The 26,436-nt window shown below is 72.7% G+C and carries 24 protein-coding genes; 11 read left to right on the forward strand and 13 right to left on the reverse strand.

Features of this window, described 5'->3' with window-relative positions; all coding sequences use genetic code 11:
• Positions 1-5: 5 nt before the first annotated feature.
• The 6 genes from D1J63_RS02570 to D1J63_RS02595 all read right to left on the reverse strand — a co-directional run bounded on the left by D1J63_RS02570 (position 6) and on the right by D1J63_RS02595 (position 6,161).
• Positions 6-1,031, reverse strand: coding sequence for a LacI family DNA-binding transcriptional regulator (locus D1J63_RS02570; RefSeq protein ID WP_125627536.1), 1,026 nt, complete (start codon positions 1,029-1,031; stop codon positions 6-8).
• Between the two features lie 87 nt (positions 1,032-1,118).
• Entirely contained in the window at positions 1,119-1,439 is a 321-nt protein-coding gene (locus D1J63_RS02575; RefSeq protein ID WP_102932403.1) for an L-rhamnose mutarotase, read from the reverse strand.
• A gap of 38 nt (positions 1,440-1,477) precedes the next feature.
• On the reverse strand, positions 1,478-2,560 hold the full coding sequence (rhaS, locus tag D1J63_RS02580; protein WP_125627537.1) for a rhamnose ABC transporter substrate-binding protein: 1,083 nt from the start codon (positions 2,558-2,560) through the stop codon (positions 1,478-1,480).
• 40 nt (positions 2,561-2,600) lie between these two features.
• Positions 2,601-3,614, reverse strand: coding sequence for an ABC transporter permease (locus D1J63_RS02585; RefSeq protein ID WP_125627538.1), 1,014 nt, complete (start codon positions 3,612-3,614; stop codon positions 2,601-2,603).
• Positions 3,607-4,647 carry an ABC transporter permease gene (locus D1J63_RS02590; RefSeq protein ID WP_125627539.1) on the reverse strand — a complete coding sequence of 347 codons (1,041 nt, stop codon included), beginning with the start codon at positions 4,645-4,647 and terminating at the stop codon, positions 3,607-3,609. Before D1J63_RS02590 ends, D1J63_RS02585 begins: the two co-directional genes overlap by 8 nt.
• Positions 4,644-6,161: a sugar ABC transporter ATP-binding protein gene (locus D1J63_RS02595; protein ID WP_125627540.1), complete on the reverse strand. Its 1,518-nt coding sequence runs from the start codon at positions 6,159-6,161 to the stop codon at positions 4,644-4,646. The genes D1J63_RS02590 and D1J63_RS02595 overlap by 4 nt, the downstream gene beginning before the upstream one ends.
• A gap of 277 nt (positions 6,162-6,438) precedes the next feature.
• Between D1J63_RS02595 and rhaI the strand changes: the two genes are divergently transcribed.
• The 8 genes from rhaI (at position 6,439) to D1J63_RS02635 (ending at position 16,404) form a co-directional block, all read left to right on the forward strand.
• The gene (rhaI, locus tag D1J63_RS02600) at positions 6,439-7,599 is read left to right on the forward strand and encodes an L-rhamnose isomerase (RefSeq protein WP_125627541.1); all 1,161 of its coding nucleotides are present in this window, start codon (positions 6,439-6,441) and stop codon (positions 7,597-7,599) included.
• 119 nt (positions 7,600-7,718) lie between these two features.
• Positions 7,719-9,758, forward strand: a complete 2,040-nt coding sequence (locus D1J63_RS02605) for a bifunctional aldolase/short-chain dehydrogenase (protein ID WP_125627542.1) — start codon at positions 7,719-7,721, stop codon at positions 9,756-9,758.
• Positions 9,755-11,209, forward strand: a complete 1,455-nt coding sequence (locus D1J63_RS02610) for a rhamnulokinase family protein (RefSeq protein ID WP_125627543.1) — start codon at positions 9,755-9,757, stop codon at positions 11,207-11,209. Before D1J63_RS02605 ends, D1J63_RS02610 begins: the two co-directional genes overlap by 4 nt.
• 79 nt (positions 11,210-11,288) lie before the next feature.
• Positions 11,289-12,044 (forward strand): (Fe-S)-binding protein, encoded by a 756-nt coding sequence (locus D1J63_RS02615; protein WP_125627544.1) that lies wholly within the window; start codon positions 11,289-11,291, stop codon positions 12,042-12,044.
• On the forward strand, positions 12,041-13,534 hold the full coding sequence (locus tag D1J63_RS02620) for a LutB/LldF family L-lactate oxidation iron-sulfur protein (protein WP_125627545.1): 1,494 nt from the start codon (positions 12,041-12,043) through the stop codon (positions 13,532-13,534). The genes D1J63_RS02615 and D1J63_RS02620 overlap by 4 nt, the downstream gene beginning before the upstream one ends.
• Positions 13,531-14,178, forward strand: a complete 648-nt coding sequence (locus D1J63_RS02625) for an LUD domain-containing protein (protein WP_125627546.1) — start codon at positions 13,531-13,533, stop codon at positions 14,176-14,178. Before D1J63_RS02620 ends, D1J63_RS02625 begins: the two co-directional genes overlap by 4 nt.
• A gap of 126 nt (positions 14,179-14,304) precedes the next feature.
• Positions 14,305-15,090: an ABC transporter ATP-binding protein gene (locus D1J63_RS02630; protein ID WP_176152869.1), complete on the forward strand. Its 786-nt coding sequence runs from the start codon at positions 14,305-14,307 to the stop codon at positions 15,088-15,090.
• Positions 15,091-15,093: 3 nt separating this feature from the next.
• Positions 15,094-16,404, forward strand: a complete 1,311-nt coding sequence (locus D1J63_RS02635; RefSeq protein ID WP_125627547.1) for an FtsX-like permease family protein — start codon at positions 15,094-15,096, stop codon at positions 16,402-16,404.
• 77 nt (positions 16,405-16,481) lie between these two features.
• Here the strand turns inward: D1J63_RS02635 and D1J63_RS02640 are convergent, their stop codons facing one another.
• The 3 genes from D1J63_RS02640 to D1J63_RS02650 all read right to left on the reverse strand — a co-directional run bounded on the left by D1J63_RS02640 (position 16,482) and on the right by D1J63_RS02650 (position 18,587).
• Positions 16,482-16,841 carry a cupin domain-containing protein gene (locus D1J63_RS02640; RefSeq protein WP_102932390.1) on the reverse strand — a complete coding sequence of 120 codons (360 nt, stop codon included), beginning with the start codon at positions 16,839-16,841 and terminating at the stop codon, positions 16,482-16,484.
• Positions 16,842-16,920: 79 nt separating this feature from the next.
• On the reverse strand, positions 16,921-17,898 hold the full coding sequence (locus tag D1J63_RS02645) for a pyridoxal-phosphate dependent enzyme (protein ID WP_125627548.1): 978 nt from the start codon (positions 17,896-17,898) through the stop codon (positions 16,921-16,923).
• A gap of 8 nt (positions 17,899-17,906) precedes the next feature.
• On the reverse strand, positions 17,907-18,587 hold the full coding sequence (locus tag D1J63_RS02650; protein ID WP_102932406.1) for a PAS domain-containing protein: 681 nt from the start codon (positions 18,585-18,587) through the stop codon (positions 17,907-17,909).
• A 211-nt stretch (positions 18,588-18,798) separates the two neighbouring features.
• On the opposite strand from D1J63_RS02650, the gene D1J63_RS02655 reads away from it, so the two are divergent.
• Positions 18,799-19,599 (forward strand): class I SAM-dependent methyltransferase, encoded by an 801-nt coding sequence (locus tag D1J63_RS02655; protein WP_125627549.1) that lies wholly within the window; start codon positions 18,799-18,801, stop codon positions 19,597-19,599.
• Between the two features lie 49 nt (positions 19,600-19,648).
• Here the strand turns inward: D1J63_RS02655 and D1J63_RS02660 are convergent, their stop codons facing one another.
• The gene (locus D1J63_RS02660; protein WP_164712694.1) at positions 19,649-19,954 is read right to left on the reverse strand and encodes a hypothetical protein; all 306 of its coding nucleotides are present in this window, start codon (positions 19,952-19,954) and stop codon (positions 19,649-19,651) included.
• A 149-nt stretch (positions 19,955-20,103) separates the two neighbouring features.
• On the opposite strand from D1J63_RS02660, the gene D1J63_RS02665 reads away from it, so the two are divergent.
• Together D1J63_RS02665 and D1J63_RS02670 are read left to right on the forward strand one after the other, a co-directional pair.
• Positions 20,104-21,765 carry an alkaline phosphatase D family protein gene (locus D1J63_RS02665; protein WP_125627551.1) on the forward strand — a complete coding sequence of 554 codons (1,662 nt, stop codon included), beginning with the start codon at positions 20,104-20,106 and terminating at the stop codon, positions 21,763-21,765.
• A gap of 203 nt (positions 21,766-21,968) precedes the next feature.
• The gene (locus tag D1J63_RS02670) at positions 21,969-23,345 is read left to right on the forward strand and encodes an alpha-lytic protease prodomain-containing protein (RefSeq protein WP_125627552.1); all 1,377 of its coding nucleotides are present in this window, start codon (positions 21,969-21,971) and stop codon (positions 23,343-23,345) included.
• Positions 23,346-23,432: 87 nt separating this feature from the next.
• On the opposite strand, the gene D1J63_RS02675 is transcribed toward D1J63_RS02670, so the two are convergent.
• The 3 genes from D1J63_RS02675 to D1J63_RS02685 are packed head-to-tail and all read right to left on the reverse strand — an operon-like array spanning position 23,433 to position 26,418.
• A complete protein-coding gene (locus tag D1J63_RS02675) occupies positions 23,433-24,527 on the reverse strand; it encodes a serine hydrolase domain-containing protein (protein WP_125627553.1) in 1,095 nt (364 codons plus the stop codon).
• Positions 24,524-25,444, reverse strand: coding sequence for a hypothetical protein (locus tag D1J63_RS02680; protein WP_125627554.1), 921 nt, complete (start codon positions 25,442-25,444; stop codon positions 24,524-24,526). The genes D1J63_RS02675 and D1J63_RS02680 overlap by 4 nt, the downstream gene beginning before the upstream one ends.
• On the reverse strand, positions 25,441-26,418 hold the full coding sequence (locus D1J63_RS02685) for a hypothetical protein (RefSeq protein ID WP_125635132.1): 978 nt from the start codon (positions 26,416-26,418) through the stop codon (positions 25,441-25,443). The genes D1J63_RS02680 and D1J63_RS02685 overlap by 4 nt, the downstream gene beginning before the upstream one ends.
• Positions 26,419-26,436: the final 18 nt, after the last annotated feature.

Raw genomic sequence — 26,436 nt, forward strand, 5'->3', positions numbered from 1 at the left:
CCCGGTCAGCGGGCGCCGAGGCTGGAGTGGCGCACCACCAGTTCCGGCTGGAGGACGACCCGGCGGTGCGGGTGGGCCCGGTCCGTGCCCTCCAGCTCGGTCTCCTCCAGGAGCAGTTCGGCGGCCATGGCGCCCATGGTGACGGCGGGCTGGCGCACGGAGGTGAGCGGGACGGCCGCGGCGGCGGCGAACTCGATGTCGTCGTAGCCCACGATCGCGAGGTCGTCGGGGACGCCCACCCCGGCGGCGTACATCGCCTGCAGGACGCCGAGGGCGAGCAGGTCGTTGGCGCAGAAGACGGCGGTCGGCCGGTCGGCGAGACCCAGCAGCCGGGCGCCGGCGTCGCGGCCCGCGGCGACGTCGAGCCGCTCGGTGGGCAGTTCGCGCAGCGCGTCGGGGCCGAGCCCGGCCTCGGCGAGCGCGGTGAGGGCGCCGGTGCGGCGGTCGCGGACCTGGTTGAGGCCGGGCGGGCCGCTGACGTAGGCGATGGAGCGGTGTCCGGCGTCCACCAGGTGGCGCACGGCCAGCGCGCCGCCCGCGACGTCGTCGACGGAGACCGAGCACTCGGTGGTGCCCTCGGCGACCCGGTCGACGAGCACGAACGGGATGTTGTGCCGCCGGAAGCCCTCGATGTTGCGGCCGGTGGCGTCGGCGGGGGTGAGCAGGACGCCGCGAACCCGCTGCTCGGCGAAGAGCGAGAGGTACTCGGCCTCCTCGGCCGGGTTCTGGGCGCTGTTGCAGACCATCACGCCGAGCCCGGCCTCGCGGGCGGCCCGTTCGGCACCGCGTGCGACGTCGACGAAGAACGGGTTGCCCATGTCCAGGACGAGGAGCCCCATGATGCGGCTGCGGCCGGCGCGCAGTTGGCGCGCGGACTCGCTGCGGACGTAGCCGAGCCGGTCGATCGCGGACAGCACCCGCGCCCGGGTCTCGGTCGCCACGGTGTCGGGGCGGTTGATGACGTTGGAGACCGTGCCCACGGAAACTCCGGCGGCGCGGGCGACGTCCTTGATACCCACGGAATGGGCCATCGGGCAGGGACCTCCGAGGTCGGGTGGGGGTGGGGGGCGGCCGTGGGACCTTCACACAGTACCCGGGCCGCCCCGGCAGGGCCCCCGTCAGGCGAGGTGGAACACCTCGGTGAGCGGTTTCATCGCCTCGTCGGGGCGGGCCCCGTCGAGGGACTCGAAGAGCGGGCCCATCTCCGCCTGCCAGCGGGCGTTGACCTCGGTGGCCTCCATGCCCGCCCGGGCGGCGGCGAAGTCCTCGGTCTCCAGGTAGCCGACGAGCAGGCCGTCGTCGCGCAGGAAGAGCGAGTAGTTGTGCCAGCCGGTGGCGGAGAGTGCCTCGCACATCTCCGGCCACACGGCGGCGTGGCGTTCGCGGTACTCCGCGATGCGGTCCCGGCGGACCTTGAGGAGGAAACAGACGCGCTGCATGAAGTACCGCTCCCGAAACGAAGGGTGTTGTACCGGGCCTAGAAGTTGTACTGGTCGACGTTGTCGGCGGTGAACACGGTCGGCTTGCCGAGGTTGATCACGCCGTCCTTGCCGATGGTGTACTCGCCCAGGGCGCCGGCCTCGAAGGTCTCGCCCTCCTTGCCGGTGATCTGCCCGGAGGCCAGGGCGACGGCGGTGCGCGCGGCCAGTTCGCCGAGCTTGGCCGGGTCCCACAGCTCGAACGCCTCGACGGTGCCGTTCTTGACGTACTTGCGCATGTCGTTGGGGGTGCCGAGGCCGGTCAGCTTGACCTTGCCCTTGTACTTGGAGCCGGACAGGTACTGGGCGGCGGCCTTGATGCCGACGGTGGTCGGGGAGATGATCCCCTTCAGGTTCGGGTGCTCCTGGAGCAGGCCCTGGGTCTGCTGGAAGGACTTCTGGGCGTCGTCGTCCCCGTAGGCGACCTTGACCAGCTTGATGTCCTTGTACTTCGGGTCCTTCAGCTCGTCCTTCATGATCTCGATCCAGGCGTTCTGGTTCGTCGCGGTCTGCGCGGCGGACAGGATCGCGATCTCGCCCTTGTTGCCGATCTGCTCGGCCATCTGCTGCACCTGGGTGCGGCCGATGTCGTCGGCGGAGGCCTGGGAGATGAAGGCGTTGCGGCACTCGGGGTTGGTGTCCGAGTCGTAGGTGACGATCTTGATGTCGTTCTTCATCGCCTGCTTGAGCGCGGTGCACAGCGCGCCCGGGTCCTGTGCGGAGACGGCGATGGCGTCGACCTGCTGCTGGGTGAGCGTGTTGACGTAGGAGACCTGGCCGGCGGTGTCGGTGCCGCTGGAGGTGCCGACCTCCTTGTAGCTGGAGCCCAGCTCCTTGAGGGCCTTCTCGCCTCCCTTGTCGGCGACGGTGAAGTAGGGGTTGTTGACCTGCTTGGGCAGGAAGCCGACGGTCAGCCCCTTCTTCGTCGCGGCGTTCGGGTCGGCCTTGCCCGCGGCGGCGGCCTTGCCGCCCTCGTCCTTGACGTCCTCCTTCGTGGTGCCGCCGCAGGCGGTGGCCGCCAGGGCGAGGGAGGTGACGGCGGCGAGTGCCGCGCAGGTACGGCGGATGGACGACTTGCGCATGGTGGGTTCCTTACGAGGGTGGACGGAGCCGGGGACGGGGTTACGGGGTGGGCGCGGGCGCCTTGGACGGGGGCGCCGTTGCCGCCCTGCGTCCGGCTCTCGCGAGGGAGACCTGCCGTGCGACCCGGGGGCCGAGCACGGAGAGGACGAGCAGGACGCCGGTGACGACGATCTGCGACTGGGCGGAGACGTCCTGGAGGCTCATGACGTTCTGGAGCGCGCCGAGCAGGAACACGCCCGCGATCGCCCCGCCGAGCGTGCCTTTGCCGCCGTCGAAGTCGATGCCGCCCAGGAGGACGGCGGCGACGACGGAGAGTTCGAGGCCGGTGGCGTTGTCGTAGCGGGCGCTGGCGTAGTGCAGGGCCCAGAAGACGCCGGTGAGGGCGGACATCAGGCCGGTCAGCGTGAACAGGATCAGCTTCTGCCGCTTGACCCGGATGCCGGCGAACCTGGCCGCCTCCTCGCTGGCGCCGATGGCGAACAGCGAGCGGCCGAACGGCATGGCGTGCAGGGCGACGACGGCGACGGCCAGCAGCACGAGGAACGGCAGGAAGGCGTACGGGACGAAGGTGCCGTCGATGCGCCCGGCCGCGAAGTCCAGGTACTGCGAGGGGAAGTCGGTCACCGCGTCGGAGCCGAGCACGATCTGCGCGATGCCGCGGTAGGCGGCCATGGTGCCGATGGTGACGGCGAGGGAGGGGAGTCCGAGGCGGGTGACCAGCAGGCCGTTGATCAGACCGCAGACCACGCCGAGCAGCAGGCAGATCGGGATGATCGTCTCGATGGTCATGCCCTGGTTCCACAGCGCGCCCATGACCGCGCCGGACAGGCCCGCCGTGGAAGCGACCGACAGGTCGATCTCGCCGGAGACGACCAGCAGCGTCATCGGCAGCGCGATGAGCGCGATCGGCAGGGTGTTGCCGATCAGGAAGGACAGATTGAGGGCGTTGCCGAAGCCGTCGACGAAGCCGAAGGAGAGCAGCAGGACGACCACGAGGAGGGCGCCCACCACGGTGTCCCAGCGGACGGCACGCGTCAGGGAGGTGTCAGCCATGGCGGGCGTTCCTCTTCTTCAGGGCGTTGGCCACGCGCAGGGCGACGATCCGGTCGACGGCGATGGCGAGGATGAGCAGGATGCCGTTGATGGCCAGCACCCACACGGAGCTGACGCCGAGGGCGGGCAGCACGCTGTTGATCGAGGTGAGCAGGAGCGCGCCGAGGGCCGCGCCGTAGACGCTGCCGGAGCCGCCCGTGAAGACGACGCCGCCGACCACCACGGCGCTGACGACGGTCAGTTCGTAGCCGTTGCCGGTGCCGGAGTCGACGTTGCCGAAGCGGGCCAGGTACAGGGCGCCGGCGAGTCCGGCGAGGGCGCCGCAGAAGGTGTAGGCGGCCAGGATCCGCTTGCGGACCGGGATGCCGGCCAGCCGGGCGGCCTCGGGGTTGGAGCCGAGCGCGTACAGCTCGCGTCCGCTGCCGAAGTGCTTGAGGTAGTACGCGGTGGCGACGAGCACCGCGAGGGCGATCAGTGCCAGCCAGGGCACGGCGGAGATGCCGCCGGAGCCGAAGTCGACGAAGCCGCCGGGCAGGTCGGCCGCGGTGATCTGCCGGGAGCCGACCCAGATGGAGTCGATGCCGCGGATGATGTAGAGGGTACCGAGGGTGACGACCAGGGCGGGCACCTGGCCCAGGCTGACCAGCAGGCCGTTGAGGAGGCCGAAGCCGATACCCAGCAGCACCGCGAGCAGCACGGCGACGACGGGGTTGCCGCCGTCCTGGAGGTAGACGCCGGCGGCGAAGGCGCTGATGCCGAGCGTGGAGCCGACGGACAGGTCGACGTTGCGGGTGATGACGACCAGGGACTGTCCGGTGGCGACCAGGACCAGGATGGTCGCGTTCAGCAGCAGGTCCTTGATGCCCTGCTCGGACAGGAACTCGCTGTTGCCGGCCTGGGTGATGGCGATCATCACCAGGAAGACCAGCAGGATGGCCAGTTCGCGCATCTTGAAGATGCGGTCCACGAGCCGTGTGGCGCCGGCCCTCGGCACGTCGGCCGCGGGGGCCTTCTCGGGTGCGGTGACCGTCATGCGGCGGCCCTCCCCGTGGCTGCGGCCATCACGGTCTCCTCGGTGGCGTCGGTGCGGGAAATCTCGGCGGTCAGACGCCCCTCGTGCATCACCAGGACGCGGTCGGCCATCCCGAGCACCTCGGGCAGGTCGGAGGAGATCATCAGGACGGCCACGCCGTCGGCGGCGAGCTGCGAGAGAAGCCGGTGCACCTCGGCCTTGGTGCCGACGTCGATGCCGCGGGTGGGCTCGTCGACGATCAGCACCTTGGGGCCGGTGGCCAGCCACTTGGCTAGGACGACCTTCTGCTGGTTGCCGCCGGACAGGGTGGCGACGGTGTCGGCGATGCGGGCGTACTTGACCTGGAGCTTGACCGCCCAGTCGAGGGAGCGGCTGCGTTCGGCGCCGCGGTCCACGAGGCCGGCCCGCACGGTCGTGCGCAGGCCGGTGAGGCCGATGTTGCGCTCGATGGACATGTCCATCACCAGGCCCTGGGCGCGGCGGTCCTCCGGGACGAGGGCGAGGCCGGCGGCCATCGCGGTGGAGGGGGCGCCGTTGACGAGCGGCCTGCCGTCGACCTCGACCTCCCCCGCGTCCCAGCGGTCGACGCCGAAGACGGCGCGGGCGACCTCGGTGCGTCCGGCGCCGACCAGTCCGGCCAGCGCGACGATCTCGCCGCGCCGCACCTCGAAGGAGACGTCGGTGAAGACGCCCTCTCGGGTCAGCCGGCGCACGCTGAGCGCGGTCTCGCCGGGGGTGACCTCCTGCTTGGGGTACAGCTCGTCGAGGTCGCGGCCGACCATGCGGCGCACCAGGTCGTCCTCGGTCATGCCTTCCAGCGGCTCGCTGGCGATCCAGGCGCCGTCGCGCAGGGTGGTGACCCGCTCGCAGATGCGGAAGATCTCCTCCAGGCGGTGGGAGATGAACAGCACCGCGGCGCCCTGTTCGCGCAGGGTGCGCACCACACCGAAGAGGCGGGCCACCTCGCTGCCGGTGAGGGCGGCGGTCGGCTCGTCCATGATCAGGACGCGGGCGTCGAAGGAGAGCGCCTTGGCGATCTCGACGATCTGCTGGTCCGCGATGGACAGGCCGCGCGCGGGCCGGTCGGGGTCGAGCTCGACGCCGAGGCGCAGCATCAGTTCGGCGGTGGCGGCGTGGGTGGCCTTGTGGTCGATGCGGCCGAGGGCGCGGCGCGGCTGGCGGCCCATGAAGATGTTCTCGGCGATCGACAGGTCGGGAAAGAGGGTGGGCTCCTGGTAGATCACGGCGATGCCGGCGTCGCGGGCGTCGCCGGGACCGTGGAACACGACCGGTGCGCCGTCGAGCAGCACGTGGCCGGCGTCCGGCCGGTGCACACCGGCCAGCGTCTTGATGAGGGTCGACTTGCCGGCGCCGTTCTCGCCGGCGAGGGCGTGCACCTCGCCGGGGAACAGCTCCAGGGAGACGTCCCGCAGCGCACGGACCGCGCCGAAGGACTTGGAGACGTCCCTGAGCGCCAGAACCGGGGCCGAACCCGTGTCGGACGGGTGGGTCATTGGGGGCTCCTCGACGACGCCGGGCGGGACGGCCCTCACGGCGTCGTGAAAGGTTTCAACTCGGTTGCCGGGGACGTTAGGCAGCGAGGGTATGTCACGTCAATGGTTCCGGGTCGAAAAAGTTTCGATCTCCGAAGGTCACGACGGAGTCACGGACAGCTGGGGCAGCGAGAAGGGTTGACACCCCTTCGAGGGGCTCATAACTTCGCGTTCTGAATCGTTTCATCCATGGTCGTGCTCACAGCGGAACACGACCCGATGCCACAGGAGCGCCGAAGTGACCGAGCTCGCCGCGGTGAAAGCCGCGCTCAGGACCCAGGCCGTCGAGACGCCGTCGTGGGCGTACGGCAACTCGGGCACCCGCTTCAAGGTGTTCGCCCAGGCCGGTGTGCCGCGCGACCCCTTCGAGAAGCTGGACGACGCGGCGAAGGTGCACGAGTTCACCGGCGTGGCCCCGACCGTGGCCCTGCACATCCCCTGGGACCGGGTCGAGGACTACGCGGCGCTGGCCGCGCACGCCGAGAAGCGGGGCGTGCGGATCGGCGCGATCAACTCCAACACCTTCCAGGACGACGACTACAAGCTGGGCAGCATCTGCCACCCCGACGCGGCGGTGCGCAGGAAGGCCGTCGACCACCTGCTGGAGTGCGTCGACATCATGGACGCCACCGGGTCGCGCGACCTGAAGCTGTGGTTCGCCGACGGCACGAACTACCCCGGCCAGGACGACATACGCTCCCGCCAGGACCGGCTGGCCGAGGGCCTGGCCGAGGTTTACGAGCGGCTCGGCGAGGGGCAGCGGATGCTCCTGGAGTACAAGCTCTTCGAGCCGGCGTTCTACACGACGGACGTCCCGGACTGGGGCACGGCGTACGCGCACTGCCTGAAGCTGGGCGAGAAGGCACAGGTCGTGGTCGACACGGGGCACCACGCGCCGGGCACGAACATCGAGTTCATCGTGGCGACGCTGCTGCGGGAGGGGAAGCTCGGCGGATTCGACTTCAACTCGCGCTTCTACGCGGACGACGACCTGATGGTGGGCGCGGCCGACCCGTTCCAGCTGTTCCGGATCATGTACGAGGTGGTGCGCGGGGGCGGGTTCACCTCCGACGTCGCGTTCATGCTCGACCAGTGCCACAACATCGAGGCGAAGATCCCGGCGATCATCCGGTCGGTGATGAACGTGCAGGAGGCCACGGCCAAGGCGCTGCTGGTCGACGGTTCGGCGCTGGCCGCCGCGCAGGCCTCGGGAGATGTGCTGGAGGCCAACGCGGTGCTGATGGACGCGTACAACACGGATGTGCGTCCGCTGCTTCGGGAGGTGCGGGAGGAGTCGGGGCTGGACCCCGAGCCCCTGAAGGCGTATCGCTCCTGCGGGTGGGCGGAGAAGGTTGTCACCGAGCGGGTTGGTGGGCAGCAGGCGGGGTGGGGAGCCTAGTCCGTAAGCGTCTGCCGGGTTTGTGTTGTTCGCGGGCTGCGGGCCGTATGTGGCTGGTCGCGCAGTTCCCCGCGCCCCTGAAGGGCGCGTCTCCTCCCCTCGATCGAAAAGGCACCGTCATGGCATCTCACCCTGAAGCCGCCGCCCTCCTCGCCCGTTCCCATCGGCTGGGCGCCGATCCGCGCAACACCAACTACGCCGGCGGCAACGCGTCCGCCAAGGGCACCGCGACCGACCCCGTCACCGGGGGTGATGTGGAGCTGATGTGGGTCAAGGGGTCCGGCGGGGATCTCGGGACCCTGACCGGGGCGGGGCTCGCCGTGCTGCGGCTGGACCGGATGCGGGCGCTCAAGGACGTCTACCCCGGCGTCGAGCGCGAGGACGAGATGGTCGCCGCCTTCGACTACTGCCTGCACGGCAAGGGTGGCGCCGCGCCCTCGATCGACACGGCGATGCACGGGCTGGTCGGGGCCGCGCACGTCGACCACCTGCACCCGGACTCCGGGATCGCGCTGGCCTGCGCGGCGGACGGCGAGAAGCTGACCGCCGAGTGCTTCGGGGACACCGTGGTGTGGGTGCCGTGGCGGCGGCCCGGGTTCCAGCTCGGGCTGGACATCGCCGCCGTCAAGGAGGCCAACCCGCGGGCGATCGGCTGTGTGCTCGGCGGGCACGGCATCACCGCGTGGGGCGACACGTCCGAGGAGTGCGAGCGCAACTCGCTGCACATCATCCGCACCGCCGAGGCCTTCCTGGCCGAACGGGGGAAGGCCGAGCCGTTCGGCGCGGTGATCGAGGGCTACGAGGCGCTGCCCGAGGCCGAGCGGCGGAAGCGGGCGGCGGCGCTGGCGCCGTACGTCCGTGGTCTGGCGTCCCGGGACCGGGCGCAGGTCGGGCACTTCACCGACGCCGACGTGGTGCTGGACTTCCTCGCGCGGGCCGAGCACCCGCGGCTCGCCGCGCTCGGCACCTCCTGCCCGGACCACTTCCTGCGCACGAAGGTGCGCCCGCTGGTCCTGGACCTGCCCCCGTCCGCGCCGCTGGACGAGGCCGTCGCCCGGCTCAAGGAGCTGCACGCGGCCTACCGCGAGGAGTACGCCGCCTACTACGAGCGGCACGCCGAGCCCGACTCCCCCGCCATGCGCGGAGCGGACCCGGCGATCGTGCTGGTGCCGGGCGTGGGCATGTTCAGCTTCGGCAAGGACAAGCAGACCGCCCGGGTGGCGGGCGAGTTCTACGTCAACGCGATCAACGTGATGCGCGGCGCCGAGGCGGTGTCGTCGTACGCGCCGATCGAGGAGTCGGAGAAGTTCCGCATCGAGTACTGGGCGCTGGAGGAGGCCAAGCTCCGGCGGATGCCGAGGCCGAAGCCGCTGGCCACCCGGGTCGCCCTGGTGACCGGCGCGGGCAGCGGGATCGGGAAGGCGATCGCGCGGCGGCTGGTCGACGAGGGCGCCTGTGTGGTCGTCGCCGACCTGAACGCCGAGAGCGCGGCCTCGGTCGCCGAGGAGCTGGGCGGGGACGACAAGGCCGTCGCCGTGCGCGTCGACGTCACCTCCGAGGAGCAGATCGCCGAGGCGTTCGAGGCGGCCGTGCTCGCCTTCGGCGGCGTCGACCTGGTGGTCAACAACGCGGGGATCTCGATCTCCAAGCCGCTGCTGGAGACCACCGCGAAGGACTGGGACCTCCAGCACGACATCATGGCCCGGGGTTCCTTCCTCGTCTCGCGCGAGGCGGCCCGGGTGATGACCGCGCAGGAGCTGGGCGGCGACATCGTGTACATCGCGTCGAAGAACGCCGTGTTCGCCGGCCCGAACAACATCGCCTACTCCGCCACCAAGGCCGACCAGGCCCACCAGGTGCGCCTCCTCGCCGCCGAACTGGGCGAGCACGGCATCCGGGTCAACGGCGTCAACCCCGACGGAGTGGTGCGCGGTTCCGGGATCTTCGCGGGCGGCTGGGGCGCCAGGCGCGCCGCCGTGTACGGGGTGCCGGAGGAGAAGCTGGGCGAGTTCTACGCCCAGCGCACGCTGCTCAAGCGCGAGGTGCTGCCGGAGCACGTCGCCAACGCCGTGTTCGCGCTGACCGGCGGCGACCTGACCCACACCACCGGCCTGCACGTCCCGGTCGACGCCGGCGTCGCCGCCGCGTTCCTGCGATGAGCGCCGCCATCGACACCGGGGCGTACGCCGCGGTCGACCTCGGCGCGTCCAGCGGGCGCGTCATGGTCGGCCGCGTCGGCCCCGGCCGGCTGGAGCTGACCGAGGCGCACCGCTTCCGCAACCGGCCCGTCCGCACGCCCGACGGGCTGCGCTGGGACGTCCTCGCGCTGTACGCCGGTGTGCTGGACGGGCTGCGGGCGGCCGGGCCGGTGGCCTCGGTGGGCGTGGACAGCTGGGCCGTCGACCACGGCCTCCTGGACGCGGACGGGGCCCTGCTCGGCAACCCGGTGCACTACCGGGACGCCCGCACCGAGGGCGTTGCGGAGAAGGTGTGGGCCACGCTGCCGGCCGGGGAGCTGTACGCGGCGACCGGATTGCAGTACGCGCCCTTCAACACCCTGTACCAGCTCGTCGCCGCCCGGGGCACGGCCCAGTTCGCGGCGGCCCGCCGGCTGCTGCTGATCCCGGACCTGCTGACGTACTGGCTGACCGGCGAGCAGGGCACGGAGCTGACCAACGCCTCCACGACCCAGCTCATCGACCCCCGTACCCGGGACTGGTCCCGTCAGGTCGCGGACCGGCTGGGGATCGACCTCGGCCTGTTCGCACCGCTGCGCCGGCCCGGCGACCCGGCCGGGCTGCTGCGGCCCGAGGTGTTGGAGGAGACCTGCCTGGCGGGTCCGGTGCCGGTGACGGCCGTCGGCTCGCACGACACCGCCTCCGCGGTGGCCGCCGTACCGGCCCCGGACGAGCGCTTCGCCTACATCTGCACCGGCACCTGGTCGCTGGCCGGGCTGGAACTGACCGCGCCGGTGCTGTCGGAGGAGAGCCGGGCCGCGAACTTCACCAACGAGCTGGGGCTGGACGGCACGGTCCGCTATCTGCGCAACATCATGGGGCTGTGGCTGCTCCAGGAGTGCGTGCGGGACTGGGGCGACCCCGATCTGGGCGGGCTGCTGACCGAGGCGGCCCGGGTGCCGGGGCTGCGGTCGGTGGTCGACGCGGGTGACGCGACGTTCCTGGCGCCGGGGCGGATGCCGGAGCGGATCGCCGAGGCGTGCCGCGTGTCCGGGCAGCCGGTGCCCGAGTCGCCGGCCGAGGTGACCCGGTGCATCCTCGACTCGCTGGCGCTGGCCCACCGCAGGGCCGTGACGGACGCCCAGCGGCTCGCCGGGCACCCCGTCGACGTGGTGCACGTGGTCGGCGGCGGCACCCGCAACGCGCTGCTGTGCCAACTGACCGCCGACGCCTGCGGGCTGCCGGTGGTGGCGGGGCCGACGGAGGCCGCCGCGCTCGGCAACGTCCTCGTGCAGGCCCGCGCCCACGGACGGGTCGGCGACCTCGGCGGCATGCGCCGACTGGTGGCGCGCACCCAGTCGCTGACCCGCTACGAACCGACCGGCGACACGGCGCGCTGGCGGGCCGCCGAGGCCCGACTCGCCCACCGGTGAACCGGGTCTCCCCCGCCCTCCGTCCCGACGACTACCCTGCTCTGGGCATGCGCCCGACCATCGATCACGAGGAGCCGCGATGCGTGTCGCCCTGTTCCTGACCTGCGTCAACGACACGCTCTATCCGGGCACGGGCCGGGCAGTGGTGAAGCTGCTCACGCGGCTGGGCGTCGACGTCGACTTCCCCATGGCCCAGACCTGTTGCGGTCAGGCGCACTACAACACCGGTTACCGGCACGAGGCCGAGCCGCTGGCCCGGCGCTTCGCCGACGTGTTCGCGGGCTACGACGCGATCGTGACGCCGTCGGGCTCGTGCGGGGCGATGGTGCGGGAGCTGTATCCGCGGATGGGCGAGCGGGCGCGGGCGGAGGGGCGCGGGGACGCGCTCGCGGTCACGCTGGCGCCGGTGGTCCCGAAGACGTACGAGCTGACGGAGTTCCTGGTGGACGTGTTGGGGGTGACCGACGTGGGCGCGTACTACCCGCACACGGTGACGTACCACCCGACCTGCCACGGTCTGCGCAGTCTCGGTCTGGGCGACCGGCCGCGGCGGCTGCTGGAGGCGGTGAAGGGGCTCGAACTGGTGGAGCTGCCGGGCGCCGAGGAGTGCTGCGGCTTCGGCGGGACCTTCGCCGTGAAGAACTCCGACGTGTCGGCGGCGATGGGCGCGGACAAGGTGCGCAACGCCGAGTCCACGGGCGCGGACGTGCTGTGCGCGGCCGACAACTCCTGTCTGATGCACATCGGCGGGACCATGGCGCGGCTGCGCACGGGCATGCGGCCGGTGCACATCGCGGAGATCCTGGCGAACACGGAGGAGGCGATGACCGCGTGAGCGGGACGTTCGTGGGGATGCCGGCCTTCCCCGAGGCGGCGCGGGAGGCCGTGGGCGACGAGACGCTGCGCGGCAACCTGCGGCACGCCACCCACACCATCCGGGACAAGCGGGCCCGCGCGGTCGCCGAGCTGGACGACTGGGCGGCGCTGCGCGAGGCGGGCAAGCAGATCAAGGACCACACGCTGCGCCATCTCGACCGGTACCTGGTGCAGGTGGAGGAGGCGGTGACGGCCGCCGGCGGCACCGTGCACTGGGCCGCCGACGCGGACGAGGCCAACGAGATCGTCGCCCGGCTGGTCAAGGAGACCGGCGAGCGCGAGGTCGTCAAGGTCAAGTCGATGGCCACGCAGGAGATCGCCCTCAACGAGGCGCTGGAGGCGCAGGGCATCCACGCCTACGAGACCGATCTCGCCGAGCTGATCGTGCAGTTGGGCAAGGACCGGCCCTCGCACATCCTGGTGCCGGCCATCCACCGCAACCGGGGCGAGATCCGGGACATCTTCCGCTCCGAGATGAGCGAGTGGGGCCGCCCGGCGCCCGAGGATCTGACGGACACGCCCGCCGAACTCGCGGAGGCGGCCCGGCTGCACCTGCGGGAGAAGTTCCTGCGGGCCAAGGTCGGCATCTCCGGCGCCAACTTCGTGGTGGCCGAGACCGGCACGCTGGTGGTCGTGGAGTCCGAGGGCAACGGGCGGATGTGCCTCACCCTGCCCGAGACGCTGATCTCGGTCGTCGGCATCGAGAAGATCGTGCCGAGGTGGCAGGACCTGGAGGTGTTCCTGCAGACCCTCCCCCGCTCCTCGACGGCCGAGCGGATGAACCCGTACACGTCCATGTGGACCGGTACCGCGGACGGCCGGGCCGGGGAGGGGGACGGTCCGCGCACGTTCCACCTGGTACTGCTGGACAACGGCCGCACCGACACCCTCGCCGACGAGGTCGGCCGCCAGGCCCTGCGCTGCATCCGCTGCTCGGCCTGCCTGAACGTGTGCCCGGTGTACGAACGGGCCGGCGGCCACGCCTACGGCTCGGTCTACCCGGGCCCGATCGGCGCCATCCTCAGCCCTCAACTGCGGGGCACCGGCAGCGAGATCGACGCCTCCCTGCCGTACGCGTCCTCACTGTGCGGGGCATGTTATGAGGTGTGTCCGGTCGCCATCGACATCCCCGAGGTGCTGGTGCACCTGCGGGAGCGGGTGGTGCAGGGCGGACCGGCCGTACGGAACGGCAACCGGGTGGTGCTGAAGCCGGCCGGGGGACACGCGGCGGAGCGGGCGGCGATGCGGGCGGCGCAGTGGGCGTTCACGCACCCGGGCGCACTGCGGACCGGGCAGCGCCTGGCCTCCCGCACCCGCCGTCTGCATCCGCGCACCCTGCCCGGTCCCGGCCGGGCGTGGAGCGGCAGCCGGGACCTGCCGGCGGTGCCCGCGGAGCCGTTCCGGGACTGGTGGCAGCGCACGCACGGTGGAAGGGACGGGGCGAAGTGAGCAGCAGGGAACGCATCCTGGGCCGGGTCCGGCGGGCACTGGCGGACGTGCCGGACGACCCGAGGCCCTACGAGGAGATCGTCGTCCGGGGCTATCTGCGCGAGCACGGGCAGCGGTCCGTCGCCCGGACGGTGGACCTCCTCGCCGAGAACCTGGCGGACTACCGGGCGATTGTGCACCGGTGCGCGGACGGGCGGTTGCCCGAGCTGCTGGCCCGTCTCCTGTCCGCGCGCGGCTCGCGGAGCGTGGTGGTCCCGCCGGGGCTGCCGAGCCAGTGGCTGGGGGCCGTCGACGTGCCGCTCGTCCAGGACGTGGCGGCGAGTACGGCGGCGGAACTCGACGAGGTCGACAGCGTGGTGACCGGCTGCGCCGTCGCCGTCGCCGAGACCGGCACGATCGTCCTGGACGGCTCCCCCGACCAGGGGCGGCGGCGCATCACCCTGGTCCCGGACCACCACGTCTGCGTGGTGCGCGTGCCGGACCAGGTGGTGTCGTCGGTCCCGCGGGCCCTCGAACGCCTTGATCCGAAGCGGCCGTTGACGTGGATCTCGGGACCCTCCGCGACCAGCGACATCGAGCTGGACCGGGTCGAGGGGGTGCACGGTCCGCGCACCCTGGAGGTGGTGCTGCTGGGCGGCTCGTAGCGCGGCCGGGGTGTCGCTGGGTACACCCCGCGATACGGGTTCTGCGCCCAGTGTGGCCCGGCCCCGCTCTCCGTAGCGTCTTCCACGAGGCACCGCACAGGGCGGGCCGCACGGAAGGTGATGACCATGTTTCGCTCCGGAGCACGAGGCACCCACGACCCGGGCCCCGCCCCCGAGGCCCTCCGGCTCGTCAAGGTGACCCGGACGTACGGCTCGGCGGAGAACGCCGTGCGGGCCCTGGACGGTGTGACGCTGAGCCTGGGGCGCGGGACGTTCACCGCGGTGATGGGGCCGTCTGGTTCGGGCAAGTCCACGCTGTTGCAGTGCGCGGCCGGCCTCGACCGGCCGGACAGCGGCATCGTGTGCGTGGACGGCAAGGAGCTGACGGGTGGCGGCGAGGCGGAGCTGACGAAGTTCCGGCGCGGCCGGGTCGGGTTCGTGTTCCAGCAGTACAACCTGCTGGAGACGCTGACCGTCGCGCAGAACACGGTGCTGCCGCTGAAGCTGGCCGGACGGCGCGTCGACCGGAGGCGGGCGCGGGAGATCCTCACGTCGGTCGGGCTCGGGGACCGGCTCGGCCACCGCCCCGACCAGCTCTCCGGCGGTCAGCGGCAGCGGGTGGCGATCGCCCGGGCCCTCGTCACCGAACCCCGGGTGATCTTCGCGGACGAGCCGACGGGCGCCCTGGACACGCGCAGCGCCCGGCAGGTGCTGCTGCTCCTTCAGGAGGCGGTGCGGGTGCACGGACGGACCGTGGTGATGGTGACGCACGACCCGGTCGCCGCCTCGTACGCCGACTCGGTGGTCTTCCTCGCCGACGGCCGGCCGGCGGGGCGGATGGACGCCCCGACCCCGGACGCGGTCGCGGAGCGCCTCGCGCACCTGGGCGACGACGTGCCGGCGGGGGTGTGAGCGATGTTCGTACTGGCTCTCCGGTCGATCCGGCGCCGCCCCGGACGGTTCCTCGCGACGCTGCTGTCCGCCTTCCTGGGGGCGGGGATCATCATGACGTTCAACTCGATGCACGACACGGCCGGGCAGGCCGGTGTCGACCCGGTCAGTTCGCAGACGCTGGGCACGGCGGCGGGGGTGGTCGGCGGGTACGGGACCCTGCTGGTGTTCTTCGCGGTGGCCTCGACGCTGACGGTCAACGTGCGTCAGCGCACCGCCGAGCTGGAGCTGCTGCGCTGCTCGGGGGCGACCCCGGCGCAGATCAAGCGGATGGTCGTGGGTGAGGCGGTGGCCGTGGCCCTGGTGGGCGCGGCGCTGGCGATCGGCCCGGCGATGCTCGGCGGCCGGGCCCTGCTCGACCTGTTCCAGGACAGCGGTCAGGTGGCGCGGTCCGTGGACTACTCCTTCGGGCCGGTCGCGCTGCTGAGCGGCGTGGACATCACGCTGCTGGCGTCCGCGGGGGCCGCGTTCCTGGCGGTGCGGCGGCTGACCCGGGGCCGTCGGGAGCGGACCGGGGCGAAGCGGTTCCTGGCGTACGCGGCACTGGTCACCGGTGCCCTCGGGGCCTGCTCCACCTTCCTGTTCTCCGCGACGGACGAGGCGCTGATGGCGGCGCCGGCCTACGGGGCGATCCTGCTGTCGGTCGGTTTCGCGCTGCTGTCGCCGCGGCTGCTGACGGGCGTGCTCGACCGGCTGCCGCTGAGCGGCGCGAGCGGCTGGCTGGCCGTGCGGAACCTGCGGAGGCGGGCGGACGGGCTGGCCGGGATCCTGGTGTCGCTGATCATGTTCACCGCCGTGTCGACGGCGACGGTCACGATGCAGGCCGTGGAGAGCGACGCGGTCGAGGCCTCGGGTCTGGTGAAGTCGGTCGACGCCAAGAACCTGGAGACGCTCAACCTCACGGTGGTCGGCATCATCGCGGTGTTCGTGTGCGTGATGCTGGTCAACTCGCTGTACGCGGCGACGACGTACCGGGCGCGTGAATTCGGTCAACAGCGGCTGGCGGGGGCGACGCCGGGGCAGGTGCTGGGCGTGGTGGCCGCCGAGGGCGTGGTCCTCACGGTGACCGGGGTGTTCTTCGGCACGGTGGCCGCGCTGGCCGGTGTGGTGCCGTTCACGGTGGTCCGCACCGACGCGGTGCTGCCGGACCAGTTCCTCGGGGTGTGGCTCGCGATGGTGGCGGTGTCGGCGGCGGCGACGCTGGGGACGAGCCTGGGCACGGCCCGACGGGTGCTGCGAACGCCGGCGGTGGGGGCGGTGACGGCGGCCGCGTGAACGGCGGGAGGGTGAGGGGGCGACCACCACTGCGGTCGCCCCCTCTCCCCTTTTCTGTCCTCCGGTCCTCCGGTCGGTCAGTCGGCCTTGGCGTACTCCTTCGCCATGCTGCCGGCGAAGTCGTACACCACGCACTGTCCGTCGCCCACGACCCAGGCGTCGTGGCCCGGCGAGCAGACGAAGACGTCGCCCGGGCCCACCTCGCTCTCGGTGCCGTCGTCCATGCGGACGTGCATGCGTCCCTCGACGACGTAGCAGTTGTGGTGGATCATGCAGCTGTCGGTGCCGGCGATCGGCGCCACGGACTCCGACCAGCGCCAGCCCGGTTCGAAGGTGGCGACGGCGAAGTCGAGCCCTTGCATGTGGACGGCCTCGATGTGCCCGCGCGGGAAGTCGCGCCGCTCGTCCGGCTTGTCGAGCGTCTTTGCCTCCAGCATGACGCTCCTCCTTTCCCTGGCCCCACCACTCCATCGTCCGCCTGTCAACTCGGGGGCGCCATCCGGGGGACCCGTGGCGTCAGCGCGGCCCGCCGCAGAGTTCGGCGAAGCGGGCGGCGTCCACGTTGCCGCCGGAGAGGATCACGCCGACGCGGCGGGGCAGGGCGTCGATCCGGCCGCCGAGGAGAGCGGCCAGCGGGGTGGCGCCGCTGGGTTCGAGCACGGTCTTCAGCCGTTCGAAGGCGAACCGCATCGCGTGCCGGATCTCGTCGTCCGAGACCAGCACGACGGCGTCGAGGAGCCGCCGGTTGAGGGAGAACGTCAGTTCGCCGGGGGTGGGCAGCGCCTGGCCGTCGGCGATGGTGCGCGGGACGGGCACGGTGACGCGCCGGCCGGCTTCCAGGGAGCGCCTGGTGTCGTCCCCGGCCTCCGGTTCGACGCCGATCACCCGGGTGCCGGGGTGCAGTGCCTTGACGGCGGTGGCGCTGCCGGCGATCAGTCCGCCGCCGCCGACCGGTGCGATCAGCGCGTCGAGCCCTCCCGTCTCCTCGACCAGTTCGAGGGCGGCGGTGCCCTGGCCGGCGATGACGTGCGGGTGCTCGTAGGGCGGGATCACGGTCAGGCCCCGGTCGGCGGCCAGGGCCTCGGCGATGGCCGCGCGGTCGCCGGTGTAGCGGTCGTAGGTGACGATCTCGGCGCCGTAGCCGGCGGTGGCGTCCCGTTTCGAGGGCGGTGCGTCCTCGGGCATGACGATCACGGCGGTGGTGCCCAGCTCGCGTGCGGCCAGGGCGACGGCCTGGGCGTGGTTGCCCGAGGAGTAGGCGGCGACGCCCCGGGCCAGCTGCTCCGGCGTGAGGCGGGAGGCGGCGTTGTAGGCGCCGCGGAACTTGAAGGCGCCGACCCGCTGGAGGTTCTCGCACTTGAGGTGGACCTCGGCGCCGACGAGGGCGTCCAGGGTGCGTGAGCGCAGGACGGGGGTGCGGTGTGCGACGCCCTCGATGCGGGCGGCGGCGGAGCGGACGTCGTCGAGGGTGACCGGCGGGGTGGTGGACGTCACGGGGATCCTCAGGGGGTGTCGGCGGCCGGGCCGGGGACGGCGCGGGCCTGGGAGAGGTAGTGGTAGGCGGAGGCGCGGGAGATGCCGAGCCGGGCGGCGACGTGCTCGACCGAGCGGCGTACGGCGAAGACCCCGCGCCCGTCGAGGTCGCGGAACAGCTCCAGTCGCCGCTCCCGGTCCAGCGCCGCCCAGCTGGTGTCACGGCGCAGCGGGTGGTCGTCCACGATGGCGTCGACCACGGCGTCGATGTCGTCGCCGAAGGTGGTGGCCGGTACTTCGGCGGGGGTGCGTGCGGTCCCGGCGAGGGCGCCGAGGAGGGCGTGGGCGCGGTCGACGGCGGTGACGTCCAGGTTGACGCACAGGGCGCCGAAGACGGCGCCCGTGGAGTCGCGCAGCACCATGGTGGAGGACTTGAGCAGCGTGCCCTCGCGCGTGCGCGTGACGTAGTTCAGCTCGTCGCGCGCCTCGTCGCCGCGGGCGAGCACGCGCATGCCGATCTCGCTCATCGCCCCGCCCACCGTCCGCCCGGTCACCGACCCCGCGACGGCGACGACCGAGTGCTCGGGGTGGCGGTAGTCGTGGAGCACCGCCTCGCAGACCGGCCCGAACGTCGCGGCGATGCCGTCGACCACGGGCCGCAGCGCGGCGAGGACGGCGTCGCGTTCGGCGTCCAGTGCGGGTTCGGTCATCTTCTGGGCCTCCTTGCCCGGCTCGGAGGACACTCAGACTACATGTCCAGCACCTGGACTGTAAGTCCAGACACCTCGGGCAGGGGAACCGCGGGAGCGCACGGCCCGGCGCGGGTATGTGTCCCGCTACCACGACGCCGGCACGACCGGCGACCACTGACCCCGCCCGGCACTCTCCTTGTCCGAGTCACTCGTACGGAGGTCGTCCCCCATGCCCGAGGACGCCAAGTCCCCGAAGAAGCTGCGCAGCAACCGTGCCGCGCTCACCCACAAGGCCGGGTACGCGCTGCGCCACCCCGAACGCGTCGGCCCCTTCGTCCGCCGGGCGGGCCGGGACGCGTGGCTGCGGATCAAGCACCCCGACCACATCGGCTACTACCGGGCGGTGATGGCGTCCGACACCCGGCGCGACCCGGAGGCCGCGGTCGGCAGCCGGACCCACGAGCGCTGGCTGGCACTCGGTCAGATGCAGTTCGACTACCTGATCGAGCACGGACTGCGTCCCGGACACCGCATGCTCGACATCGGCTGCGGCAACCTGCGCGGCGGCTGGCGCTTCATCGACCACCTCGACACCGGTCACTACTACGGCATCGACATCTCGCCGGACATCCTGATCGCCGCCAAGAAGACCCTGACGGAACGCGGACTCCAGGCCAAGCTGCCCCACCTGACCCTCACCGGGGACCTGCGGCTGGAGTTCCTGCCCGACGGGCACTTCGACGTCGTCCACGCGCACAGCGTCTTCTCGCACTCGCCGCTGAGCGTCATCGACGAATGCCTGGCGCACGTCGGGCGTGTCCTGACGGAGACCGGGTTCTTCGACTTCACCTTCGACCGGACGGAGGGCACCGAGCACCAGGTCCTCCGCGAGGACTTCTACTACCGCACCGACACCCTGCTCACCCTCGCCGCCCAGCACAACCTGCACGCCCGGTTCATGGAGGACTGGGAGAAGCGGCCGCACGGCCAGTCCAAGATCCGGGTGAGCCGCTCACCGCTGACCGAGTAGACCGCGCACCGCACGACGCGATCAGGGGCCGGACCGCGCGTCCGGCCCCCTACGGGCGCGGGTTGACGCGCCGCCAGGCGGGCCGGGAGTCCGCGCCCCGGCGGCCGGCCGCGGCGGCGCAGCGGGGGCAGACCCGGCGGACGGCGTCGGCGGCGCCACCGGACTCGGGGAGCGCGTCGGTCCAGGTGACCGCCGGGAACCGGGAGAGCCCCGAGCGGTGGAGGGACAGCCCGCACACGGTCTCGTTCCGGCCCTGCTCCCAGGCGTGCACCTCACCGGCCGGCAGCCAGCGGCCGTCGTCCTCGTCCCACCAGCGGCCGGAGGCCGCCACGTCGTAGCGCCGTGTTCTGGCCATGGCTCCCGGGTGCCCCGGAGGGACCGCGCCCACACGCACGCACGTACCTCCGCCTGTGTGATCACTCAGCAAGCCCTTCCGGTTCAAGGCGTTTTGTCTGCTTAGCATGCGGGGTCCGCGCATCGCCCCGTTGTACGAGAGGACACCAGATGGCGCCCACGGGCCGTCCCAGCGCACTGGCCGAGCACGCCTTCTCCCCGCACGACGCCGTGATGGGCGCCGCCGTCCGGCACCTCGGCCGCCGGCGCTTCCTCACCGTGACCGCGGCCGCCGCCGCACTCGCCTTCACCACCAACCTGCCGGCCCGCGGCGCGGTCGCCGCCCCCGAACGCGCCGCCCGGATCACCAAGGATCCCTTCACCCTCGGTGTCGCCTCCGGCGATCCGCTGCCGGACTCGGTGCTGCTGTGGACCAGGCTGGCGCCCGAGCCGTTCCTGGAGGACGGCGGGATGGGCACGGAACGGGTGACGGTCGAGTGGGAGGTGGCCCTGGACGAGTACTTCGCGGGTGTCCTCTTCCGGGGCACCGCCGACGCGCACGCCGAGTACAACCACAGCGTCCACGTCGACGTGAAGGGCCTGACGCCCGGGACGGTCTACTACTACCGCTTCCGCGCCGGGGCCTGGCTCAGCCCCGCCGGCCGCACCCGCACCGCCCCCGCGGCGGGGAGCGCCACCGCGTCGCTGAAGCTCGCGGCGGTCGCCTGCCAGGCCTACATGGACGGCTACTACACCGTGCTGCGTCATGTCGCCGAGGACGACGTCGACGTGGTGTTCCACCTCGGCGACTACCTGTACGAGTACGCGGTGAACTCCGCGGGCGGGGAGCGCCACTACACCGACGTCACGCTGCCCGACGTGTTCAACCGCGAGACGATGACCCTCGCGGACTACCGGCTGCGCTACTCGCTCTACAAGACCGACGAGGACCTGCGGGCCGCGCACGCCCGGCATCCGTTCGTCGTCGCCTGGGACGACCACGAGACCGAGAACAACTACGCGGGCAGTATCCCCGAGAACGACATCCCGCCGTCGGAGTTCCTGCTGCGCCGGGCCGCCGCGTACCGCGCGTACTGGGAGAACCAGCCGCTGCGCGCCGCCCAGCTGCCGCAGGGTCCGGACGCCCGGCTGTACCGCCGGCTGCAGTGGGGCACGCTCGCCCAGTTCGACATCCTGGACACCCGCCAGTACCGCTCCGACCAGGCCTACGACGACCGGCCGCACGCCCCCGGGGCCGAGTCGGACGACCCGGCGCGCACCATCACCGGCACCGCGCAGGAGCAGTGGCTGCTCGACGGCTGGAAGGCCTCCACCGCGCTGTGGAACGTGATGCCCCAGCAGGTGTGCTTCTCCCAGCGCAAGTTCGACGTGACGGCCGACGCCGCGCTCTCCATGGACGCCTGGGACGGCTACCGGGCCTCGCGCGACCGGGTGGTCGCCGGGGCGAAGGCCGCCGGGGTCGACAACTGGCTGATCCTCACCGGCGACGTGCACGTGGGCTACGCCCTCGACGTCAAGGAGGACTTCGACGACCCGGCGTCCGCCACCGTAGGCACCGAGGTCACCTGCACCTCGGTGGCCAGCGGCCGGGACGGTGTGGAGAAGCCCCCCAACTGGGACCTGTACATGCGGGCCAACCCGCACATGAAGTTCTACAACGGCAGGCGCGGCTATGTCCGGGCCGAACTGGGCCGCCAGGCCACCCACCTCGACTTCAGGACGGTCTCCGCCATCAGCACGCCCGGCGCCGCCGTCACCACCGCCGGGTCTTTCGTCACCGAGGCGGGCGAGCCGGGACTGAAGCCCGCCTGATCCCCGGCCCCGCCGCGCCGAGGGAGCGCGCCGCGTACTGCACATGGCACCCGCGGCGTCCCCCATCGCGCGAAACAGACCGGGGTCGGGCATCCCCGCGGATCTTTGCGGCAAGGCCTGTGACTTCGCCGCGGGCGCACCGTGACCCACGGTCGCCCACCGAACACCGCTGTCTCGCACAGCACTCGAAGGAGGCACATCGCATGGTCGGCAGACATGCCGCGCGCAGCCGCCGCGCAGCCCTCACCGCGCTCGGCGCCCTGGTCCTGACCGCACTCCCCTCGGCCGCGTCGGCCGCACCGCCGCCCGTCCCGGGACCGCGGCCCGCCGTGGCCCGCACCCCCGACGCCGCCGCGGCCCCGGCGCGCATGCTGAGAGCGATGGAACGCGACCTGGGGCTGGCGCCGGGACAGGCGGCGGCCCGGCTGGTCAACGAGGCGGAGGCGGGCACCCGCGCGGGCATGCTGCGCAACACGCTGGGCGACCGCTTCGCCGGGGCGTGGGTGAGCGGCGCCACCTCGGCCGACCTGACCGTCGCCACCACCGACGCCGCGGACACCGCGGCCATCGAGGCCCAGGGCGCCAAGGCGGCCGTCGTCGACCGGAACCTGGCCGAGCTGCGCGCGGTCAAGGAGAAGCTCGACACCGCCGCCGTCCGGACCCGCACCCGGCAGACGCCGGTCTGGTACGTCGACGTGAGGACCAACCGGGTCACCGTCCAGGCCACCAGCGAGTCGGCGGCGAACACCTTCCTCGCGGCCGCCGGGGTGGCGGGGCGGGACGTCGGCGTCCGGGTCTCGCCGGACCAGCCCCGGGTCCTGGAGGACCTCGTCGGCGGCGACGCCTTCTACATCAACGACCAGGCCCGCTGCTCCATCGGGTTCTCCGTCACCAAGGACGACCAGCAGGGCTTCGCCACGGCCGGGCACTGCGGCGACCCGGGCGCCACCACCACCGGCTTCAACGAGGCCCCCCAGGGCACCTTCCAGGCCTCGACCTTCCCCGGCAAGGACATGGCCTGGGTGGGCGTCAACTCCGACTGGACCGCGACGCCGGACGTGAAGGGGCAGGACGGCGAGAAGATCCAGCTCGCCGGTTCGGTGGAGGCCCTCGTGGGAGCCTCGGTGTGCCGTTCCGGCTCGACCACGGGCTGGCACTGCGGGACCGTTCAGCAGCACGACACGAGCGTCACCTACCCGGAGGGCACCGTCGACGGGCTGACCGAGACGACGGTGTGCGCCGAACCCGGCGACTCCGGCGGCCCCTTCGTGTCGGGCACCCAGGCGCAGGGCACCACGTCCGGCGGCTCGGGCGACTGCACGAACGGCGGGACGACCTTCTACCAGCCGATCAACCCGTTGCTCAGCGACTTCGGCCTCACCCTGAAGACCACCTCCGCGACGTCGCAGACGCCGGCGCCGCAGGACAACGCGGCGGCGGACGCGTGGACCGCGGGCCGGGTCTACGAGGTCGGCACCACCGTGTCCTTCGACGGTGTGCGCTACCGGTGTCTGCAGAGCCACCAGGCACAGGGCGCCGGATCACCGGCGGACGCTCCGGCCCTGTGGCAGCGGGTCTGACGGACGGAAGACTCCCTCCGACACCCGACACCCGACACCCGACACACGACGCGGGGTCGCTCTGCGGCCCCGCGCCGACGCGTGCCGCTAGCCCTCCGCCAGGAGCGCGTAGGCGGTGGCGATGAACGGGTCACGGGCGCGGAAGCGCCGGGTGCACACCGCGGCCAGCGCGGTGTCGGTGTCGGGCCGGAAGCCCAGGAACGCCTGCTGGCCCAGGGTGGCGCCGCTGTGGAAGTACATCGGTCCGCCGTCGGTGGGGTGCCGGAACCAGCCCACGGTGTGCACGTGCCGGTGCCCGAGTCCCCGCCGCAGCACCGGCACCCGTACCGCCCGCAGCGCGCCGGCGGCGGGTGAGCGGGCCGGGTCGAGGTGGGCCTCGAGGAAGGTGAGCAGGTCGTTCGGGGTGGACCGGACGGCTCCGGCCGCCTGGAAGCCGCCCGCGTCGAAGGCCGGCACGGGGGTACGGCCGTCCGTGCGGTGGCCGACCGCGTCGGTCTCGGGCCCCTCCGCGCGCAGGGCCGTTCCGCTCAGGCCGAGGGCGCGCAGCACCTGACCGGTGATCAGGTGGTCCCAGGGGGTGCCGGTGGCCGCGGCGACGGCGTGGCCGAGCACGGAGACGCCGTAGTTGGAGTAGTGCCAGCGGGTTCCGGGACGGTGCCTGGGAGGGTGCCGCAGGAAGGTGTCGACCAGCCGCTCGGCGGAGTACCGGGCGTAGGGGTTGGTGCGCCAGGCGGGCAGGCCCCGGTGCAGGAAGCCGGCGGGCAGCGCGGGCAGTCCTGACGTGTGGGTGATGAGGTGGGCGAGCGTGACGGGGTGCGGGCCGGGCCGCGCGCCGGGGTCCAGGCAGGTGGCTGCCGCCTCGCCGCCGGTGAGCACGCCGCGCCGGATCAGGCGGGTGAGCAGCAGCGCGGTGAAGGTCTTGGACGCCGACCCAATCTCGTAGCGCAGGTCCTCGCGGGGGACGTCGGGGGGTGGGGCGGTGCCGCCGCTGTGCAGGGTGCGCCGGCCGCGCCGGGAGACGGCGAGGACGACGTCCGGGGCGTCGCAGGCGTGCACGGCCTCGGCCAGCCGCTCGCGCAGTGCCGTCTCGTCGGCCGGTGCGGACTCCCTCGGGGTTACGGTGTCCGGGGCGCGTTCGTCGGTGGCGGGGACGCCGGGCCAGGGTGTGCGGCGGCCGGTCACGACGCGGAGTGCGCCAGCTCGGTGAGGGCGCGTGAGGTGGCCAGCAGGGAGGCGAAGGCGGCGACCAGGGTCGGGTGGTAGACCACGTCGAACACCGCGTCGGGCTCGCCGTCGGGCATGGCGCGTACGGCGGGCATGGCGCCGTCGGGCTGCTGCGCGGCGGCGAAGCCCCGCCAGGCGGCCTCGTCGAGGGTGGGGCGGGGCAGACAGGCGTCCACGACGAGGAGTTCGCCGAGCAGGTCCCAGCGTTCGAGGTCCAGCCAGTCGTCGATCCAGACCGGGAGCCAGGTGGCGAGGTAGTCGGCGACGTCGGGCGGCAGCCCGCCCGGGTTCTCGCCCCAGTCGGTGAGGTGGAAGACGGTGTGCGTGATGTCGTACGCGGTGTGGCCCTCGACCGTCCACGGCTCGGGGGTGCCGGCCAGCCAGGTGGTGGCGACCAGGTCGGCCTCGGGCGGACGGGCGGCCAGGCCGAAGCGGCGCTGGAAGGCGGACAGGCCGAGGCGCCGGGTGGGGGTCACCGGGATGCGTGCCCAGCTGTCCAGCCGGTGGTTGAGGACGGTGGCGCTCTCGATCTCGGGCTGGCTGTAGCCCAGTTCCCTGAACGGCAGGTAGACCTCGAAGGGGGCGGGCGAGAAGGGCTCGATGCGCTGGCCGCGCACCAGCATGCGGCCGCCGTCCAGGGTCTCGCGCCAGGTGTGGTCGAGGAGTTGGCGCGCGAGCTGGGCCTGCCGGGAGCCGGCGACGCCCTCGCGGAAGAGGACCTTGCAGATGAGGGCGAGTTCGCCGATCGGCTTGAAGCGTTCCAGGAAGCCGATCTCCGGGTCCACGTCCGGCTCCAGGCGGAATCCGTCGCGGTGGGCCCACAGCCACTCCAGGGCACCGGCTCCGACGCGGTGGATCAGGCGGGTGTCCGTCATCCCGGCGCTCCTTGTCCGGCGTGCTGTCCTGTTCGGGGTGCGGCGTGCCGCACGTCCGGCGGGGCTGCCGTCGCCGCCGTGGTGAGGGCCGCCGCGAAGGCGGCCATGAGGGTGGAGTGGTAGCAGTCGGTGAAGTCGTAGGGGTCCGGCCCCGGGTCGGGCCCGGCGGCGTCCCGGGCGTCGCCCTCCTCTGGGATCGCACCGGACGGGGCCCGGGCGGCCGCGACCCGCTGCCAGGCGTCCTCCAGGACGGCCGACTCCGGGGGGCGCGGCAGGCTCGCCGCGACCGCGAGCAGCTCGCAGCTCAGGTCGTACATACGGGCGTCCAGGCAGGTGTCGAGCCAGGGCGGCAACCAGTGCAGGAGGTAGTCCGCCAAGTCCGCCGGCACGCCCCGGGCCGTTCGTCCCCAGTCGGTGAGGTGGAAGACGACGTGGGTGAGCGCGTAACCGGCCTGGCGTTCGAATGTCCAGGGTTCCGGCAGGCCGCCCAGCCAGGTGCGGTCCAGCGCCTGCGGCACGTCGCCGTGCGGGGCGATGCCGCTGCGCCGCTCGGCCTCCAGCACGCCGAGGCGGCGGGTGGGGTACTGCTCGGTCAGCCGCCAGCCGCGGGTGCGGGCCACCACGGCGGCGGACGCCTCGTAGCCGGGGTGGCGCAGTCCGGCCGAGGCGAAGGCGGCGTACACCTCCAGCGGGTAGGTGGCGAAGGGTTCCAGCGACTGCATGAGCGGGAAGAGTTCGCCCCGGTGGGTCTGCTGCCAGGCGAAGTCCAGCAGTTCGGACGCGCGGGCGTGCAGCGGGTCGCCGGGCAGGGTGCACCGGCACACGGAGGCGCAGACCTGGGTCAGCTCGCCGAGGGGCTTCCACGTCCGGTTGACCTGGCCGTCGGCCGCCAGGGCGTCGTCGCCGAGCGCGAAGCGGTCGCGGTGGGCCCACACCCAGTCCAGCGCGGCCGCCTCGACCTCGCGGACGCGCACGTCGTGCGCGTTCGCGTC

It is taken from the genome of Streptomyces sp. KPB2, assembly GCF_003950055.1.
GTDB classification, from domain to species: Bacteria; Actinomycetota; Actinomycetes; order Streptomycetales; family Streptomycetaceae; genus Streptomyces; species Streptomyces salinarius.

Coding starts and splice junctions, on each gene's coding strand:
- D1J63_RS02665 (WP_125627551.1), top strand. CDS start 20,104: ATGGCGCCCACGGGCCGTCCCAGCGCACTGGCCGAGCACGCCTTCTCC.
- D1J63_RS02590 (WP_125627539.1), bottom strand. CDS start 4,647: ATGACGGTCACCGCACCCGAGAAGGCCCCCGCGGCCGACGTGCCGAGG.
- D1J63_RS02615 (WP_125627544.1), top strand. CDS start 11,289: ATGCGTGTCGCCCTGTTCCTGACCTGCGTCAACGACACGCTCTATCCG.
- D1J63_RS02640 (WP_102932390.1), bottom strand. CDS start 16,841: ATGCTGGAGGCAAAGACGCTCGACAAGCCGGACGAGCGGCGCGACTTC.
- D1J63_RS02655 (WP_125627549.1), top strand. CDS start 18,799: ATGCCCGAGGACGCCAAGTCCCCGAAGAAGCTGCGCAGCAACCGTGCC.
- D1J63_RS02575 (WP_102932403.1), bottom strand. CDS start 1,439: ATGCAGCGCGTCTGTTTCCTCCTCAAGGTCCGCCGGGACCGCATCGCG.
- D1J63_RS02630 (WP_176152869.1), top strand. CDS start 14,305: ATGTTTCGCTCCGGAGCACGAGGCACCCACGACCCGGGCCCCGCCCCC.
- D1J63_RS02610 (WP_125627543.1), top strand. CDS start 9,755: ATGAGCGCCGCCATCGACACCGGGGCGTACGCCGCGGTCGACCTCGGC.
- D1J63_RS02670 (WP_125627552.1), top strand. CDS start 21,969: ATGGTCGGCAGACATGCCGCGCGCAGCCGCCGCGCAGCCCTCACCGCG.
- D1J63_RS02605 (WP_125627542.1), top strand. CDS start 7,719: ATGGCATCTCACCCTGAAGCCGCCGCCCTCCTCGCCCGTTCCCATCGG.
- D1J63_RS02585 (WP_125627538.1), bottom strand. CDS start 3,614: ATGGCTGACACCTCCCTGACGCGTGCCGTCCGCTGGGACACCGTGGTG.
- D1J63_RS02570 (WP_125627536.1), bottom strand. CDS start 1,031: ATGGCCCATTCCGTGGGTATCAAGGACGTCGCCCGCGCCGCCGGAGTT.
- D1J63_RS02635 (WP_125627547.1), top strand. CDS start 15,094: ATGTTCGTACTGGCTCTCCGGTCGATCCGGCGCCGCCCCGGACGGTTC.
- D1J63_RS02680 (WP_125627554.1), bottom strand. CDS start 25,444: ATGACGGACACCCGCCTGATCCACCGCGTCGGAGCCGGTGCCCTGGAG.
- D1J63_RS02595 (WP_125627540.1), bottom strand. CDS start 6,161: ATGACCCACCCGTCCGACACGGGTTCGGCCCCGGTTCTGGCGCTCAGG.
- D1J63_RS02660 (WP_164712694.1), bottom strand. CDS start 19,954: ATGGCCAGAACACGGCGCTACGACGTGGCGGCCTCCGGCCGCTGGTGG.
- rhaS (WP_125627537.1), bottom strand. CDS start 2,560: ATGCGCAAGTCGTCCATCCGCCGTACCTGCGCGGCACTCGCCGCCGTC.
- D1J63_RS02650 (WP_102932406.1), bottom strand. CDS start 18,587: ATGACCGAACCCGCACTGGACGCCGAACGCGACGCCGTCCTCGCCGCG.